Origin of the sequence: Microcoleus sp. AT9b-C3 (genome assembly GCF_036705485.1) — a bacterium.
Classification (GTDB): Bacteria; Cyanobacteriota; Cyanobacteriia; order Cyanobacteriales; family Microcoleaceae; genus Microcoleus.
In genome coordinates, this window is sequence record NZ_JAUBUR010000051.1 from 16175 (window position 1) to 32103 (window position 15929).

The following is a 15929-nucleotide window of genomic DNA, read 5'->3' on the forward strand; positions in this document are numbered from 1 at the left end:
CTTTGTTTAAGTTTTCGCTCTACTTGTGGGAAGATAAGAAAACTGTCGGCAAAGCGTACAAGTGTTAAGCACCCGTAAGCTTTGCAGAGTTTTGAAGAGAGAACACTAAATATAAGTCTATGAAAGTTGGCGATCGCGTTTGCATTAAAAACTCTGTTGTTGTCTACCACCACCCTGAAAATCGCAGTCAACCATTTGATATTAAGGGTATGGAAGGAGAAGTCGTGGCGATCGTTCACGAATGGCACGGCCGACCTGTCAGTGCCAATTGGCCGATTCTAGTACAATTTGACAAAAAATTTCGAGCTCATCTCAAAGAAGATGAGGTCGAATTGATATCTTCGGAAGTCTAGCTGTCTCAAAAGTTGAAGCCGGAGCCCAAAGACAATATCAAATCCCGTCAGTCGATTTTAGATTTTAGATTTTAGATTTTAGATTTACTCCACAGATGAATCTGGAAGGTTGAACTATGGTCTAAAATTTTGGGCTGATCGCAACTCCTGTGGGAAAGCACGTATCCGTTTTTGGGGGCGGGTCATATAACTGTTGTAGAGTTTGTAGTGAGGAGTTCAGTTTTTTCTGTGGCTTTTAGTCGATCTGCCGGGCTAAACTCCTTACTACAAACCCTCTTTTTTATTTAACCCTTAATTTTTCGACCGTCCCCGGCTAAACCAACCTAAAATATTCCAATCTCCCTGCATTTTCTGCAATTCCTGCTGATGCTGCTTGGCTGTAGCGTAATACCACTGGCAGTGAAGTTCTAGTTCTTGACGGTACTTAATTTCATCGTAAAACTCGCGGACAATTTGGTGTCTCTGAAAAATTTCGGCCGCGGGAGTCGGTTCTGGGGCAATGTTTTGCAACTCGTGGGGCAGCATGATTGTTTGGGGGCGGGTGTGGCTAATATGGGCTGTAATGACTTTAAGCTAGCACACTCACTCAATTTTGGATTTTAGATTTTAGATTTTAGATTTTAGATCGTATCCGTTTGATTGGGAATTTTATCTGATGAAGTTTTGTAGGCGGGTTCGCCCAGATATTTGATAAGTATAGACAAATTATATAAACCCGCCCCTATAATTGGGATGCAACCGGATTTGATATTAGTTTAAATTCTTCAATCTAAAATCCAAAATCCAAAATCTAAAATCTATTAAAGCCATCCCCGCAGCCGATAAACGATTAAGCCGATGTATTCTTTTAAAGCTTTAGTTGACTGGTTTAACTGATAAGTATCCGGCAATAAATCCAGTGCGACTGCTTGCCCATTGTTTTGGGATGCTGCGATATCCTGCTGCGTTATCTGGAAGTCTGTTGGTGCGGGAATTGCTTTTATTCCTTGACGCTTGAAAATTAAGAGCGATCGAGTCATGTGCATCGCCGATGTCACTAGCAAAACCGGCCCTTTTATGCCTTTAGCATCTAAAATTTTCCGCACGTTGACGGCATTTTGATAAGTGTTGTGTGAATCGGGGTCTTGCAGAATTGCTGATGCCGGTACACCCATTGTTTGGGCAATTTCTGCCATGTCTGCCGATTCGGGAGCCCCGCCGCCTTTCCAATCTACTCTACCGCCGCTGAGAATTAGCAGAGAAGCTTTGCCTTGCCGATAAAGTCGGGAACCGTAGATTATTCGATCGCCCGCTTCCGCTAATTCTACCCAAGGACGGGGAGGTAAAGCTGCTTTGACACCGCCACCCAAGACGATTATCGCTTCAGCTTGAGGGAGTTCGGCGGTTGATAAGTTTTGCCATTCGAGCGATCGAACTAACAATTTTGAAACCCAACCGCTACTTCCGAGGAGTAAAATAATTAAAGCCGCAGCAATTGGCACCGCCGCCCATTTCGGACGCTTCCAAAGGGTGATTAAAGCCGCCATCATTAACAGGCAACTCAACCCCAAAGGATAAATAAACAGCGGCAGGAGTTTCGAGAGAAATACAAACATTAAGCAAGTAATTCAAATTGCTCGTTAGCGGTAATGGGTAATTGGAAATGAACGAGCGTTAGTCACTAATCTGTAATTAGTAATTTAAGTGGCGGGAGTGGTTAATTTTTAGTAGAGAGTTGTGAATTATGAACTCTTTAACTTAAAGCTTACAACTCAATACTCAAAACTATTTTCGGTGCTAGCGACGATCCTCTGGTCCAGATAACCAGCCAAACAATGTAGCAGCATCACCCCTAGAGGTTTTGCTATATTTATGGGCGTCCCTTTGCACTACTTCTTTATTGACGATAGCATCTGAGGTTTTGTCCTTGGAATTCATATTCGGGTTGAGTAGTAATTCGTTGTGCCACCAAGCGACAATTAAACCTGCTGCCACGCCACCGATGACACCCAAGCCGAGACTCAGGACCAGCGTACATCCTACTAAGCGAAACCCAACGGTAAACAACACAAACCATATCAGCGCGGGGCTAAACCCCTTGGAGTCTCCGGTAAATTTTGGCATGAGCTGTAAGTTTTGTTTTTAATAATACAGAAAGATATTGACAATATTAGCAGACAATCAAATTGGCAAGGGCGATCGCTCTGCAACTACTCCCCACAAATCACGTTTAATTGTACCTCTAACTCTTGCGCGGTATCTACAATCGTTACAGAAATTTGCTCTAATTCTGTAAAAGGTTCAAAAGCTGCTTGCTGCGAACTCAATAGTTCGGCTGTCGCGTCGGCTATATCGCCCCTACGCTGTTGCAGTCGTTCTCGCAAGACTTCAATTGGTGCGGTGCAGTAAATAATTTGCAGGGGCAAGCTGTGGGATTGAGCCTGATTAATTGCATCGGTTCTCGATTTTTGGCGATCGAACTTTGCATCTAAAATCACATCCCAACCTCGGTCAGCCAGAATTATCCCCAACTCTAACAATCTACCATAAGTCTGCGCGGTCATTTCATGCGAGTATAAATCTTGCCCGCCGCGTTCATTTAAAGGAATCCCCCCTAGATGTTTGCGAACCGCATCAGAGCGAATGTGAATTGCCCCAGTGTGGCTAGCCAAATATCGAGCTGCTGTACTCTTGCCCGAACCCGACAAACCCGACATCAAAGTTAACTTTCCACGACGCGGTTGTGTGTATTGCCAAGCCAGTTTATAGTAATGAGCTGCTGTCTGTGAAATCTCTGATTTTTGGGCTGTTGAAATAGCGGCATCGTCCAACAGTAACGAAGTTACTTTCGCTCTAACATAAGCTTGACGGCTCAAATACAGAGGCAACACTTGCAGTCCTTCCCAATCCCCTGTTTGTTCGGTGTAAGTATTGAGAAAAGCATTACCTAAGTCTCTGCGCCCCCGCGATTCCAAATCCATTACCGTAAAAGCTACATCGTACATCACATCAACAAAGCGGAAAGGCTCGTTAAATTCAATGCAGTCGAACAGCAATATTTTATCTTGCCAGAATGCTATATTCCGCAAGTGCAAATCTCCGTGGCACTCGCGAATTTTATTATTGGCAATCCGCAGGTTAAATAACTCTTGATTTTCCGCAAAAAACGCATCACTATAATCTTTAGTTTCCTGATATTGTGTCTGACTCTGCGGTCTGCCGATATATTTTTGCGAAATCCGGTAATTGTTATCTATTGCTGTGCGAATCTGACTGACTTCGCCAAATGTGCGAATGTAGCTATTACTAATTGCCCGGCTGTGAAAGTTGGCAACTTCCCGCCCTAAGTCTGCCATAAGTTGCTCTGTTAACAGTCCGCGTTCCAATAAACTAAGCAACAGCGAATCTTGAGGAAACTCCCGCATCTTCAGCACATACTCTACAACATTTTCTGTAGATTTTAGTGCAGGTAAGTAGCTGCCCAACTGAAACGAATCCCCACTTTGAATAATTGGCAAAACTTCTAGATAAATTTCTGGTGCCGTGCGCTTATTCAGCAGCAATTCTTGGGTGCACAAATGCTGCCTTTTCTCCAAAGTTGAATAGTCTAAAAAGCCAAAATTGACTGATTTCTTGATTTTGTAAGTATAATCTCCTGTCAGCAAAACAAAGGAAGCGTGAGTCTGAATTAGCTGCACGGGTTCTGTCACCCCGTGAGGGTAAAACCCGGGCTGCAACATTTGCTGAATCAGAGGTGGGAGACAAGTCATAGCGATTTTAGATTTGGGATTTTAGATTTTAGATTGGGAATTTTGGATTTTGAATTTTAGATTTTAAGTTGGGGACTTTAGATTGGGAATGGGGATGTTGACTTTAATCCGATTTATTATAGAGTTGATAGTTAGTGTAAAAAAAAGCAGCGATGACAGAAAATAATCAAGATTCCCGTTCCGTGGATGTGTTTGGCGTGGGAAATGCCCTTGTAGACATCCTAGCATTGGTAGAAGATGAATTTGTACTCGACCACGGGCTGAATCGCGGCGGGATGACGCTGATGAATTCGGAAACGCAGGGGGGGATTTTACACGATTTAGAGCACAATTCGCTGCAAATGCGATCGGGCGGTTCGGCTGCAAATACGATGATTGGTTTGGCTCAGAGCGGCGGTAAAGCGTATTATTCGGGGAAGGTTGCTAAGGATACTAACGGCGAATTTTATCGGCAAGATTTGCTGGCGGCGGGGATTGATTTTAACGTGCATCCTGCTGCTGAGTCGAACGGGCCTACGGGTACTTGTGTTGTGCTGACTACGCCGGATGCGGAACGCACGATGTGTACTAATTTGGGGGTTTCTACTACTCTGGCTGCGACTGATATTGATGTCGATCGCCTGAGTCACTGCAAGTACAGTTATGTTGAGGGTTATCTTTGGGATGCTCCCGATCCGAGAAAGGCTAGCATTGAGACGATGGAACAGTCTAAGCGTCTGGGTGTGAAGGTGGCTTTTACTTTTTCGGATGGCTTTTTAGTCGATCGCTTTGCTGATGATTTTCACAAGGTGGTTTCGGAATATTGCGATGTAATTTTTTGCAATGCTGATGAAGTTCGGAGCTTTTTTAAGGAAGAATCTTTGGAAGAGTGCGCTCGGAAAATGAGCGAGATTTCGGATTTGGCTTTTATCACTAATGGAGATAAAGGCTGCATGGTGGTGGAGAACAAACAGATTGTCGATGTGGCGGGATTTCCGGTAAAGGCGATCGATACTGTGGGTGCTGGCGATGCTTTTGCGGGCGGTGTTTTGTTTGGAATTACTAACGGTTTGAGTTCTGTACAAGCGGCGCGCTGGGGCAATTTCTTGGCTTCTAGGGTGGTGCAGATTCACGGGCCTCGGCTTGAGGGTTCTCAGGCTCATCTTTTGAGTGAGGTGATTTCTGGTTAAGAATTGAAAGGGGCGATCGCACTTTTTGGATTAAGGGCGATCGCTCTTTTTTGAACCGATCCATTGTGCCACAGTGGATGGAGATGAGAAAAGGGCGTGTTAAAATCAATAAAAGTTTAACTAATCGTACCTCAGATGGTAACAACCACATTGACTCCTCCTCAACAAAGTAGCGAGGAAAAACTAATTACTTTGACAGGCATTAAATGGTCAACATTTAAAGCGATAATGTCAGATGTCGGCGACGGTAGAGCGTGGAGAATTACCTATGCTGAAGGAGTTTTAGAAATCCGAATGCCACTTACAGAACATGAAGAACCCAAGGGAATGATTGAAAGCTTTGTAGAAGCTTTCGCAGACGCACTAGATATCGAGGTGAGAAAGCTAAGTGCTCTTACTCTGGAACGGGAAGATTTAACTCGTGCTATTGAACCGGATAGCTGCTTCTACGTTCAAAATGAATCGGTAGTTAGAGGTAAAAGTATCAATTTACCCGCCGATCCGCCACCGGATTTGGTAGTCGAATCAGACTACACGAGTTCTTCTTTGAATAAGTTCTCAATTTATGCTTCTCTGGGAGTTCCTGAAATCTGGAGATATCGCAATCAATGTTTTGTAGTGTATCAATTGGTTGAGGGGAATTACGAAGAGAGGGAGAACAGTTTGGCTTTTCCGTTTTTGCCGATCGCCGAAATTCCGGGTTTGATAGAGCAAAGTAAGTAAGGATTCAGGTGGTGGGTATTGACAAGTGTGATACTGGAAAGTAGGATATAGCAATTATGAAAAAAAACCTGCCACCCAAACTCAACAGTGAAATCTTAAAACAGTTGGCGACAGAGAAACTCGTAGAGATGATAGTTGAGTAGGCGAGGGCTATAGAGCAGTTAAAATGCAGAGTAATACAGCTAGAACAGGAAATAGAGAAACTTAAAATCAGCAGAGATTTAGACAGCACAACATCATCAAAGCCACCATCGTCCGATATCCTCAAAAAAAGCGAGAAAAAACTAGAAGCTCAAACAGAGGAAAGGGAGACACCAAAACGTAAACCAGGAGGACAACCAGGACATCCGGGAAAAACGAGGAAGGGGTTTGGTCGAGTAGATAGATTTGAGATATTACGACCGCAAGTGTGCAGATGTTGTGGTCAAGGGGAATTCAGTGGCGAACCAATAAAAATAGATACACAGCAAGGAGCTGCGGTTAGTAGAGAGTCCAATAGAAAGAGTAGAATATCAAAGATATACCTGTATTTGTAGCGAATGTGGGGAAACACTTTCCAGCAGACTGGTCGCCAGAAATAGTACCGGGACAAGATATCGGAATCAGACTGCAAGCTTTTTTGGGATGGATAAATAATTACGGACAATTATCCTACGAAAAACAACAAGAACTGTTGTGGGAATTAGGAAAAATAGACAATTGAGTGAGAACTTTAGTAGCCACCCATGAACGAATAGATGATGCAGTGGCTCAAAGTATTGACCTGCTCAAAGAGTGGGTCAAACAAACCCAGCCCAATATCCATGCGGATGAAACGCCTGGGATGGTCAAGGGGATTAAAGAATGGTTATGGATTTGTGCCAACACAGATTTCGGATTATTTCATGCGGCGGGTACTCGTTCTCGCTCCGAGTTAGAATTAATTCTGGGTGCAAGCTATATAGGTGTCCTCAGTTCCGATGACTATAGTGTTTATAATGGTTATTCAGTCAGAGCGCAACAGAAATGCCTAGCCCATTTACGCCGTCATTTCAAAAAGCTGAGCAAGTTACCAGGTTTACATAATCAGGAGATAGGCGTCAAATTTATTGATTTGATCGATGAAGGCTTTCATAACGGAGCTTTCTACCAAAAAACTCTCGCTTATTGACGAGTTCTGGAGTTGGGCATCCCTGTTTAAATTAAAAATTGAATCTGCACTCTTAACTTGGTTTGAGCGAGCCGGAGCCTAAGCAAGTAAACTGTTACGTTCCTTGCTCCATAAAGCCGATCTCCGGGTGATATTTTCTGAATAACCCAGAGATTCCACCAGATAATAATTTAGCCGAACGAACGTTACGTTTAGCCGTTACAAAAAGAAAAGTTAGTGGCGGTTCCCGTTCAATGTCACGGTTCCAAGATACTGCCAATTTATTGACAGTTATACAAACTTGCCGTCGTCAAAGACGTTCAGTCCGCCGAGTTTTTTGAGCAAGCTATCAAAGCGAGGGTTAATCCTGTTGTGCAGACCCCATCTTTAATACCCCAACTTGAGACCTGAATCCTTACCTAGTCGATAATTTCCAGGACTGATTTTGGCAACAATTTATCTTTAAACCAGACTACTTTGGCTGGCACGTCATTTACATTCACCCCAGCTTTTTCCAAATTCAGGCGTTCGGAAATAGCTAAAATCAAGTTATCGCATTCAGACTTCTGTACTTGTGCAAATTTCTTTTGCAAATACTCGGGCCGCCAATAGCCAACTATTTCTAATAAAAACACTCGCCCGTCGGGATGCACCAACCGAAAGTCGGGAATCATCACACTACCTGGAATCGGAATTAAATCAACTTCTCGCTCTAGTTGCCACTCGGTTTTTGTGGAATTCCATCTTTCAGCAAATGCTGCTTCTAACATACTATCATAAGGCTTGCCAGGGGGATAGTGGCTGACTAAACCGCAGTCGGAATTGAGGGTGAATTTACCTGTTTTCAAAACGCCACTAAAAGGGTCTTTTGTGTGCAGTGTCGAGTGCATACTCCATTTGGTGACGTGCAGTAGTGCGGGCAGCATTTTCGCGAGGGCTAAGCCGTAGCGGGTGCTGGGTTTGAATAAGCTTGTAGGGCCGTCTATTGTCAGTGTAAAACCGTGGTCTGCATCGCCTTCGATGTAAGTCATTAATTGAAAGAGTTTCAGATAGCGAAATAAGAGTTTGTATTCTCCTGGATCGTTGCGGTGGGCGGTTAATTGGACTTGACTGGCGCGGTAAAATATGCCTTGAACTTGAGAAAGATTGTATTTGTGAAGCAAGTTTTCTGGTGTTGGTGGATTAAACTCAGTGAGGATTTTGTTTTCGTTTAAATCGGCGTATAAACCTGTAGTGATTTCGTGAGGCAATACTTCTCTGTTTAACTCTTGGCTGAGTTCAGATGCTACTTTTTCCAGGGTTAATTGGGTGGATTGAGGGCTGGGAGTCTCACGCGCGGACAAGGCAAAAACCCGCTGTCTCAGCTCTGAGGGTTCTAGGGGACTGATGACTTCTAAGGTGCAGAAACCGCTTTTCAGCAGGTGCGCTAATCCCCGTTTCAGCCGATAATCCGGGCTGTCGCCTTCTAATTCTAGCAAGCGTCCGTCGAGTTCGCCTTGGGTTTTGCCGATCGACTCTTGGAAGCAGTCGATCATTTCCGTAGCTGCTTCTAAGTTTTTAGCATCTATCTTAAGGCGGAGAGGAATAATTGATTCTCCGTTTTGGCGGTGACTTAATAAATCAGTTGGTAACATACGCAGTCAAAAGTTTTACTCAATTCTTCGTTCGACAATCACCATAACTCCCCTAAGTTTCCCCTCTTCTGTCAAGCTTTGGGTAGTCCGAATTCGCCGATCGGAACTAACAAGATTGATTGTTTCAACCGCCCTCAGAATGCCAGTGGCTTTGTCCCATATTTGAAAAATTATCAAATTGTCTCCAACTTCTGTCGCTAGTGTTTTGTAGTTGGAAAAAATAGAGTCGGGACTTTCTATTTGTATTTTTCCTTCACCTACTACATTTCCCACAAAATTTTGGGTTTCACTCTTGCCATTGGCATAAGTTTGAACGTTAGTTTGCCTCCACTCGTTGTCCACAATTTCCTGGGTTAACACGGCTGTAAAACGCTGGGTTTCTTGGAAATCAGCATTGAGTATTGTCCAAGTTCCCTTCCAAACTCCTGTATGTTTGGGGAAGACTTTAAAGTTACTTATTTGTGAGAGATTGATCATTTTCCGGTAAGATGAATTAGTTAATATTGAGATTATACACTAATTTGGCAATCTTGAAAATTCCTTGAAATCATCATTTTTTCCCACTTTGCTGTGATTCGGCTGCTTTTTTAGTCGCCTCTCGGTTGACTCCTTCAGTTGACAGTTGACCGCTTTATAGCGACCTCTACCTCGAAGGAAGAGGATTGGAGTAATGAATAGTCTTCTTTTAATTTCTCCCGCTTATGCTTGGGGCTTTAAACCAATTCTTTCTGGTAAATGTATTTTAGATTTTAGATGTTAAATAGACGTAGGAGTGCTTTAATTATATAACCACCCTTTCGCTAAGACTTCCATCCCACAACTAACTTATTTAGGCTTGCTACCAGGGAATTTCATCATTATTTTCTCCCCATTTTGCGGGTGATTCTGCTGCTTTTTTAGTCACCTCCCGGTTGACTCCGTAAATGGGTGTCGGTTTGACAGTTTCTAATTTATGATATTCTGGCTTGGGCGGTTCAATTGGTGTTTTTGCTTGGGGTTTGTGAGGCTGCATTCCTCCCCGGCGGCGTTGAGAAGTTCTTTCTTCGCTGGTGTCTTCGGTGACGACTTCGTAGAGAATTGCTAACTTATTTGCATCGCTGCTTTTGCGGAGAACTCGACCCAATCGCTGGATGTATTCGCGTTCGCTGCCCGTACCTGATAAGATGATAGCAATTCGGGCGTCGGGAACGTCCACTCCTTCGTTGAGGACGTGGGAGGCGACTAGGGTTTTGTATTCGCCGCTGCGAAAGCGTTCGAGGATTTCGTGGCGTTCTTTGACTGGGGTTTGGTGGGTAATTGTGGGGATGAGAAATTCTTGGGAAATTCGGTAAACTGTGGCGTTGTCTCCGGTGAAAATTAGGGTGCGCTGGGGAGAGTGTTCTGCTAGTATTTGAGCTAAAACTCGCAGTTTTCCTTCGGTACAAAGGGCGATTTCTTTGGCTTGGCGGTGGGCTAGCATGGCGCGCCGTCCTAGGGGCGATCGCGCGCTTGCCATGATAAACTGTTTCCAACCTTCGAGGCTGGATATTTTGATGTTAGACTGTTTTAAGAAGTCGTTACGAATGTTGATTAATTCGGCGTAGCGAGATCCCTCTTCTTTTGACAGTTTTACCATGATTTGAACTATTTTATGATCGGCTAAAGCATCACCTGCCAAATCTTCGGGTCTTTTGCTAAATACTGTCGGGCCGATGAGAAAATGCAAATCGCTGTGGCGGCCATCTGTGCGATCTGGTGTGGCTGTCAGTCCGAGTCGAAAAGGCGCGATCGCATATTCTGAAATTACTCGATAAAAGTCCGTTGGCAAATGGTGGCATTCGTCAAAAACCAGCAAGCCGTATTTATTGCCCAAGGTTTCTGCATAAATACTTGCACTGTCGTAAGTTGCGACTAAAATTGGCGTTTTGTCCCGCGAACCTCCCCCCAACAATCCGATTTCGATGTCTGGAAAAGCTGCTTTTAAATTAGCATACCACTGGTGCATTAAATCGAGAGTTGGTACTACAATTAATGTACTGCGACCAGTGACTTGCATGGCTAATTGTGCCAGATAAGTTTTGCCGGAAGCGGTGGGGAGGACGACTACTCCTTGGCTTCCTGCTTCTTGCCAAGCTGCCAGGGCCTGTTCTTGATGTGGGTAAGGCTGCATTTCCACGCTGGGTACGAGTTCGAGTAGTTCGTATCCCCTAGCTTCGTCGGTAAAGTGAATGCAGTCGGCTTGGAGGCATTCTACCAGCGGGCGGTAGTGAATCGCCCGAATGCGGTATTTTTCCACGCGATCGTCCCATGTCGCAAAGTCCACCCAGTCTCTTCCTTTGGGCGGCGGGTGCAGCAATAGAGTTCCGCGATCGAATGTTAAGGTAGGTATGCGTGGCATTTGTTTTGAGACTCGCTGAGTGCAAGCCTGTTAAATTATAAGCGATCGATCAAATATATTGACTCTTCTTGAAATTATCTGCGTTACTCTGTGTTAATCTGCCCTACATCTGCGGTCGATCTATTAATCAAAAAATTATGTAATTCAAGTCTAAATTTAGGAACTTGCGATCGCACTGGATAAAAATTAAACAAAAATTATCCTAGCCCAGCCGGATTGCCAAATCTAAAATCTACAAGAGTATTGTCCCGCTGGGGATGGTTTTTAGGTTAGATTCGATTTACGTATGCCTGAGATTAGAGGTTATAGATGGAAATAGGCGTCCCCAAGGAAATCAAGGATTTAGAGTTTCGAGTCGGGCTTAGCCCCACAAGTGTCCGGGCTTGTTCGGACAAAGGCCACACAGTTTTTGTAGAAACGAATGCTGGTGCTGGGGCCGGTTTCGCGGACCAGGACTACGTTCAAGCAGGGGCTAAGATTGTCTTAAAGGCTTCAGATGTCTGGAAGCGCGAACTAATTGTTAAAGTTAAAGAACCGCTGCCTGCTGAGTACCCGCTGATTCAAAAAGATCAGTTGCTGTTTACATATTTGCACTTGGCTGCCGATCGCACATTAACCCAGCATTTAATCAGCAGCGGAGTCCAGGCCATCGCCTACGAAACCGTCGAACTCCCGGACAGAAAATTGCCACTGCTGACGCCGATGAGTATTATTGCAGGGCGTTTGGCCGTGCAGTTCGGAGCTCGGTTTCTGGAACGACAACAAGGTGGTCGGGGCGTACTTTTGGGCGGTGTACCGGGGGTAAGACCGGGTAAAGTTGTGATTTTGGGCGGCGGAATTGTCGGCACAGAAGCAGCCCGAATTGCTGTAGGAATGGGCGCTAGAGTGCAGATTTTAGACGTAAATGTCGATCGCCTAGCCTATTTAGAAACTGTGTTCGGTTCCAGAGTAGAATACCTCTACAGCAGTCCTTTGCAAATAGAAGCAGTTGTTCCCGATGCCGATTTGTTAATCGGTGCGGTTTTGGTTCCGGGCAAAAAAGCTCCTATTCTGGTTTCTCGCGAATTTGTTGCCAAGATGCACCCCGGTTCTGTGATTGTTGACGTAGCCGTTGACCAAGGCGGCTGCGTGGAAACTTTGCGGGCAACTTCTCACACAAATCCTACTTATGTTGAGGAAGGAGTCGTGCATTACGGCGTGCCGAATATGCCGGGTGCCGTTCCTTGGACTGCGACTCAAGCTTTGAATAACAGCACTTTGCCTTATGTTTTGCAGTTGGCAAATAACGGGATTAAAGCTTTGGAAATGAATCCGAGTTTGGCGAAGGGATTGAACGTGCAGAATCACCGATTGGTGCATCCGGCCGTGCGCGAGGTTTTCCCCGATTTGGCCGATTAGATTTCCTTTTTTTCAGCAAATCCCGTAGGGTGTGTCAGATCAAAGCTTGTGGATTATTAATAACGGGACGCGATCTGAGGCACCCTACTCAACTACACAGCGTTTGGGGATGTTTGGCTAACAGTAAATCCTCGAAACTAAAGCATTTCTAAACCCGAACAGTAATTTGTGCAAAATATTACTCGCAGCCCAGAAAAAAATAAATTCCCCAAAACACTTGACATATCGGCGAACCTATGGCAGAGTAGTAATTCGTGACCGATGCGGAACTGGCGGAATTGGTAGACGCGCATGATTCAGGTTCATGTGGTGCAAGCCTTCCGGGTTCAAGTCCCGGGTTCCGCATTCCAAAGGCAGAAGGAAGTTTGGGGTTAACCCGATACAGGCAATAACCCCATTCGCTCTGCTGAATAAAACAATGCTGACAAGTATTCAAAACCCCCTAGTTAAAGAAATTCGCAAGCTGCACAGCTCGAAGGGACGCAGGGAACAACAATTATTTTTACTCGAAGGGACGCACTTGCTCGAAGAAGCTTGCGCTGCCAAATACCCGCTAGCAACGGTTTGCTGCACTCCCGAATGGCTCGATCGGCACGGGGAACTGTGGGAGCAAGTTGGTAATTTAGCCGATCGCACAGAATTAGTAAGTGCAAAAGTGTTAGAGTCGATCGCCACTACAGTCGAACCCGACGGCATTGTCGCCACCGCACCCCGCACCGCAACAGATCCCGCAAAATTGTCAACTTTAGGAATAGCCCTAGAAACAATCCAAGATCCCGGCAACTTGGGGGCGATCGTCCGCACGGCTGCGGCTGCTAATGCTGACGGTTTGCTGCTGAGCGCAGACTGCGCCGATTTAGACCATCCCAAAGTGCTGCGCGCCTCCGCAGGAGCTTGGTTTAAGCTGCCAATCGCAGTCAGTCCAGATTTAACCGCCGAAGTCTCGGCCTATAAAAATCGAGGAATGCAAATTTTAGCAACTGTCGCCGGGGCCAGTTTAAGTTATTGGGAAGTAGATTTGCGAGTGCCGACTCTGATAGTTTTGGGCAACGAAGGTTCTGGTTTGTCGGAAGAATTGAGGAGTTTGGCCGATCGACAAATCCAAATTCCCCTGAGTCGCGGCGTAGAATCTTTAAATGTGTCGATCGCCGCAGCCCTCATGTTGTACGAAGCTCAACGGCAAAGAAGTCATTAGTCATTATCTGTTGGGGCGGGCTCATCAATATCTGTAACTTCATATTCAGGGTATTGAAAAGCTGTTGGGCATTTAAAGTGTATTTTTTGTATTTTTTACTTGCACTGTGCCAAAAGGATCAAATCCCCTCCCACCTCCCCCTCTCCCCATCTCCCCATCTCCCCATCTCCCCCTCTACCCATCTACCCCTCTGAGATTTGGCCGATTTTGTTTAATATGATGCAACTGTAAAGCCAGGAAAGCGGGTACTCTCGTACCAACAGTTCAGGCTGGCATGAAATAAATATGAAGAAGTGTAGCCAAGTGCTCTCACAAATGTTAAGATTCTTAACATAACGTAGTATTGTGCACGCCCCAACCAAAACCTAACCTGAGACGGTGCTGACTGGGAGTAGTAGCTAGCTACCATAAAATTAAGCCTCTTTAAATGGAAGGAAAGCGCAAGTCCCCGCCCGCTTTCCTTCCCAGCTAAAGCTAGGGGTTTGCGACTACCGCAAACCTTTAGAGGCACAGATCCTCAGCGGGAAAAGCTCATGAAAACTCTTAAGTCCTCAGATACAGATTCTGTTCGCGCTTACTTGCGGGAAATCGGCCGCGTTCCCTTGTTGACCCATGAGCAAGAAATACTCTACGGGAAACAGGTACAGCGCTCAACCGCACTGCATCAGGAGAAAAATATTTTAGCCGAAGAGTTAGGCCGCGACCCGACGGCGGCTGAATGGGCACAGGCAGTTGGGCTGTCTGAGGCACAGTTGCAGCGGACGATCGAGCACGGGGAAAGGGCAAAACGCCAAATGGTGGAAGCGAATCTCCGCCTGGTAGTGTCTGTTGCCAAGAAATATATCAAGCGCAACGTAGATTTACTGGATCTAATTCAGGAAGGCACGATCGGGATGCAGCGGGGAGTAGAAAAATTTGACCCGACTAAGGGCTACAGATTTTCTACTTATGCTTATTGGTGGATTCGTCAGGCAATTACTCGGGCAATCGCTGAAAAAGGTCGCACCATCCGCTTGCCGATCCACATTACCGAAAAGCTCAACAAAATTAAAAAGGCTCAGCGCCAACTGGCTCAACAGCTTGGTCGCGCGGCCACGGCTGCTGAATTGGCATCAGAGCTCGAATTGACTCCCAAACAGATTCGCGAATATCTCGATCGCGCGCGCCTGCCACTTTCCCTGGACTTGCGCGTGGGAGACAATCAAGATACAGAGTTGGGCGATTTGTTGGAAGATACGGGTACTACCCCGGAAGATTTTGCCCTGCAATCTTCCCTGCGGACTGACTTAGACCACCTGATGGCGGAACTGACTCAGCAACAGCGAGAAGTGCTCGCCTTGCGGTTCGGTTTAGAAGACGGACAAACCCTAACTTTGGCAAAAATAGGCGATCGTCTCAACATCAGTCGGGAACGAGTGCGGCAAATAGAACGGGAAGCTTTGACCAAACTCCGCAAGCGCAAGCAAGATATCAACGATTATCTAGCCAGCTAGCTAGATTGGGGATTGGCGATCGGGTTCCCCCCCCTGGCAATCCCCAATCTAAAATCGTAAAAACCGCCGCTTTTAATTCGGTTGTGCCCACTTGGTTGCTATGACTGTCCTGCTACATTAGTAATTACTTAGTAATAAAGATCAGCAGCGATCAGATAAGGGTTATTTAATTTAACCGCCCGCGTCTAACATAACAAGCTGTCTCTGAAACGGAGGTACTCGTGAGCAACTCATCTAATAAATCCCCAGAATTCTTTGAAGAAGACGGAGAAAATGCCAACTTATTATGGCAATACGTGCAGTCAATGGCTCCCGACACAGTTTCTCAGTTGTCTAAGCCGACTTCTCACGAAGTGTTTCAAGTAATGGAGCGAAATATTGTTGGACTATTGGGGAATTTGCCTTCGGAACACTTCGGGGTGACAGTGACTACCAGTCGCGAACATTTGGGTAGATTGCTCGCCTCAGCTATGATTAGCGGTTATTTTCTCAAAAATGCCGAACAGCGAATGACTTTTGAAAAGTCCCTACAAGCCAGTGAGAGACACGGCTCGGACGATTAGTAGATTGTTAACATTTAAGTGATCCAAGTGTCAAGCCCCCCCTCGCAAGATGGGGGCTTAATATTTTAGATTTTAGATTTTAGATTTTAGATTTTAGATTTTAGATTTTAGATTTTAGATTTTAGATTTTAGATTTTAGATTTTAG

At 45.3% G+C, this 15929-nt stretch carries 14 protein-coding genes, 1 tRNA gene and 1 pseudogene; 9 read left to right on the plus strand and 7 right to left on the minus strand.

The window, feature by feature from the left end:
• Window positions 1-119: 119 nt before the first annotated feature.
• Complete coding sequence (locus tag QUB77_RS28540; RefSeq protein ID WP_006635793.1) at window positions 120-353, plus strand: ferredoxin-thioredoxin reductase variable chain; 234 nt, start codon at window positions 120-122, stop codon at window positions 351-353.
• 291 nt (window positions 354-644) lie between these two features.
• Here the strand turns inward: QUB77_RS28540 and QUB77_RS28545 are convergent, their stop codons facing one another.
• From QUB77_RS28545 to QUB77_RS28560, 4 genes are all read right to left on the minus strand, one after another.
• Entirely contained in the window at window positions 645-878 is a 234-nt protein-coding gene (locus QUB77_RS28545) for a hypothetical protein (RefSeq protein ID WP_242722513.1), read from the minus strand.
• A 275-nt stretch (window positions 879-1153) separates the two neighbouring features.
• The gene (locus QUB77_RS28550; protein WP_333180069.1) at window positions 1154-1948 is read right to left on the minus strand and encodes a YdcF family protein; all 795 of its coding nucleotides are present in this window, start codon (window positions 1946-1948) and stop codon (window positions 1154-1156) included.
• 181 nt (window positions 1949-2129) lie between these two features.
• Window positions 2130-2456, minus strand: coding sequence for a hypothetical protein (locus tag QUB77_RS28555; protein ID WP_333180071.1), 327 nt, complete (start codon window positions 2454-2456; stop codon window positions 2130-2132).
• 86 nt (window positions 2457-2542) lie between these two features.
• Window positions 2543-4102, minus strand: a complete 1560-nt coding sequence (locus tag QUB77_RS28560; protein ID WP_333180073.1) for an AAA family ATPase — start codon at window positions 4100-4102, stop codon at window positions 2543-2545.
• A 152-nt stretch (window positions 4103-4254) separates the two neighbouring features.
• Between QUB77_RS28560 and QUB77_RS28565 the strand changes: the two genes are divergently transcribed.
• The 3 genes and pseudogenes from QUB77_RS28565 (at window position 4255) to tnpC (ending at window position 7534) form a co-directional block, all read left to right on the plus strand.
• Complete coding sequence (locus tag QUB77_RS28565) at window positions 4255-5271, plus strand: adenosine kinase (RefSeq protein WP_333180075.1); 1017 nt, start codon at window positions 4255-4257, stop codon at window positions 5269-5271.
• 135 nt (window positions 5272-5406) lie between these two features.
• A complete protein-coding gene (locus QUB77_RS28570; RefSeq protein ID WP_333180079.1) occupies window positions 5407-5994 on the plus strand; it encodes a Uma2 family endonuclease in 588 nt (195 codons plus the stop codon).
• Window positions 5995-6050: 56 nt separating this feature from the next.
• A pseudogene (gene tnpC / locus QUB77_RS28575) lies at window positions 6051-7534 on the plus strand (IS66 family transposase).
• Between the two features lie 8 nt (window positions 7535-7542).
• On the opposite strand, the gene QUB77_RS28580 reads toward tnpC, so the two are convergent.
• The 3 genes from QUB77_RS28580 to QUB77_RS28590 form a co-directional block, all read right to left on the minus strand.
• Window positions 7543-8757 (minus strand): DUF790 family protein, encoded by a 1215-nt coding sequence (locus QUB77_RS28580; protein WP_333180082.1) that lies wholly within the window; start codon window positions 8755-8757, stop codon window positions 7543-7545.
• Between the two features lie 15 nt (window positions 8758-8772).
• Complete coding sequence (locus tag QUB77_RS28585) at window positions 8773-9234, minus strand: DUF3598 family protein (protein ID WP_333180085.1); 462 nt, start codon at window positions 9232-9234, stop codon at window positions 8773-8775.
• Window positions 9235-9595: 361 nt separating this feature from the next.
• Window positions 9596-11134 carry a DEAD/DEAH box helicase family protein gene (locus QUB77_RS28590; RefSeq protein WP_333180091.1) on the minus strand — a complete coding sequence of 513 codons (1539 nt, stop codon included), beginning with the start codon at window positions 11132-11134 and terminating at the stop codon, window positions 9596-9598.
• A gap of 309 nt (window positions 11135-11443) precedes the next feature.
• On the opposite strand from QUB77_RS28590, the gene ald reads away from it, so the two are divergent.
• The 5 genes from ald to QUB77_RS28615 all read left to right on the plus strand — a co-directional run bounded on the left by ald (window position 11444) and on the right by QUB77_RS28615 (window position 15783).
• Window positions 11444-12532: an alanine dehydrogenase gene (gene ald, locus QUB77_RS28595; protein WP_333323621.1), complete on the plus strand. Its 1089-nt coding sequence runs from the start codon at window positions 11444-11446 to the stop codon at window positions 12530-12532.
• A 263-nt stretch (window positions 12533-12795) separates the two neighbouring features.
• Window positions 12796-12877 (plus strand) — tRNA-Leu (locus tag QUB77_RS28600).
• Window positions 12878-12950: 73 nt separating this feature from the next.
• Window positions 12951-13727 (plus strand): RNA methyltransferase, encoded by a 777-nt coding sequence (locus QUB77_RS28605; protein ID WP_333323623.1) that lies wholly within the window; start codon window positions 12951-12953, stop codon window positions 13725-13727.
• A 533-nt stretch (window positions 13728-14260) separates the two neighbouring features.
• Window positions 14261-15220, plus strand: a complete 960-nt coding sequence (locus QUB77_RS28610) for an RNA polymerase sigma factor, RpoD/SigA family (RefSeq protein ID WP_190661889.1) — start codon at window positions 14261-14263, stop codon at window positions 15218-15220.
• Window positions 15221-15441: 221 nt separating this feature from the next.
• A complete protein-coding gene (locus QUB77_RS28615; protein ID WP_333163818.1) occupies window positions 15442-15783 on the plus strand; it encodes a DUF760 domain-containing protein in 342 nt (113 codons plus the stop codon).
• Window positions 15784-15929 lie beyond the last annotated feature (146 nt).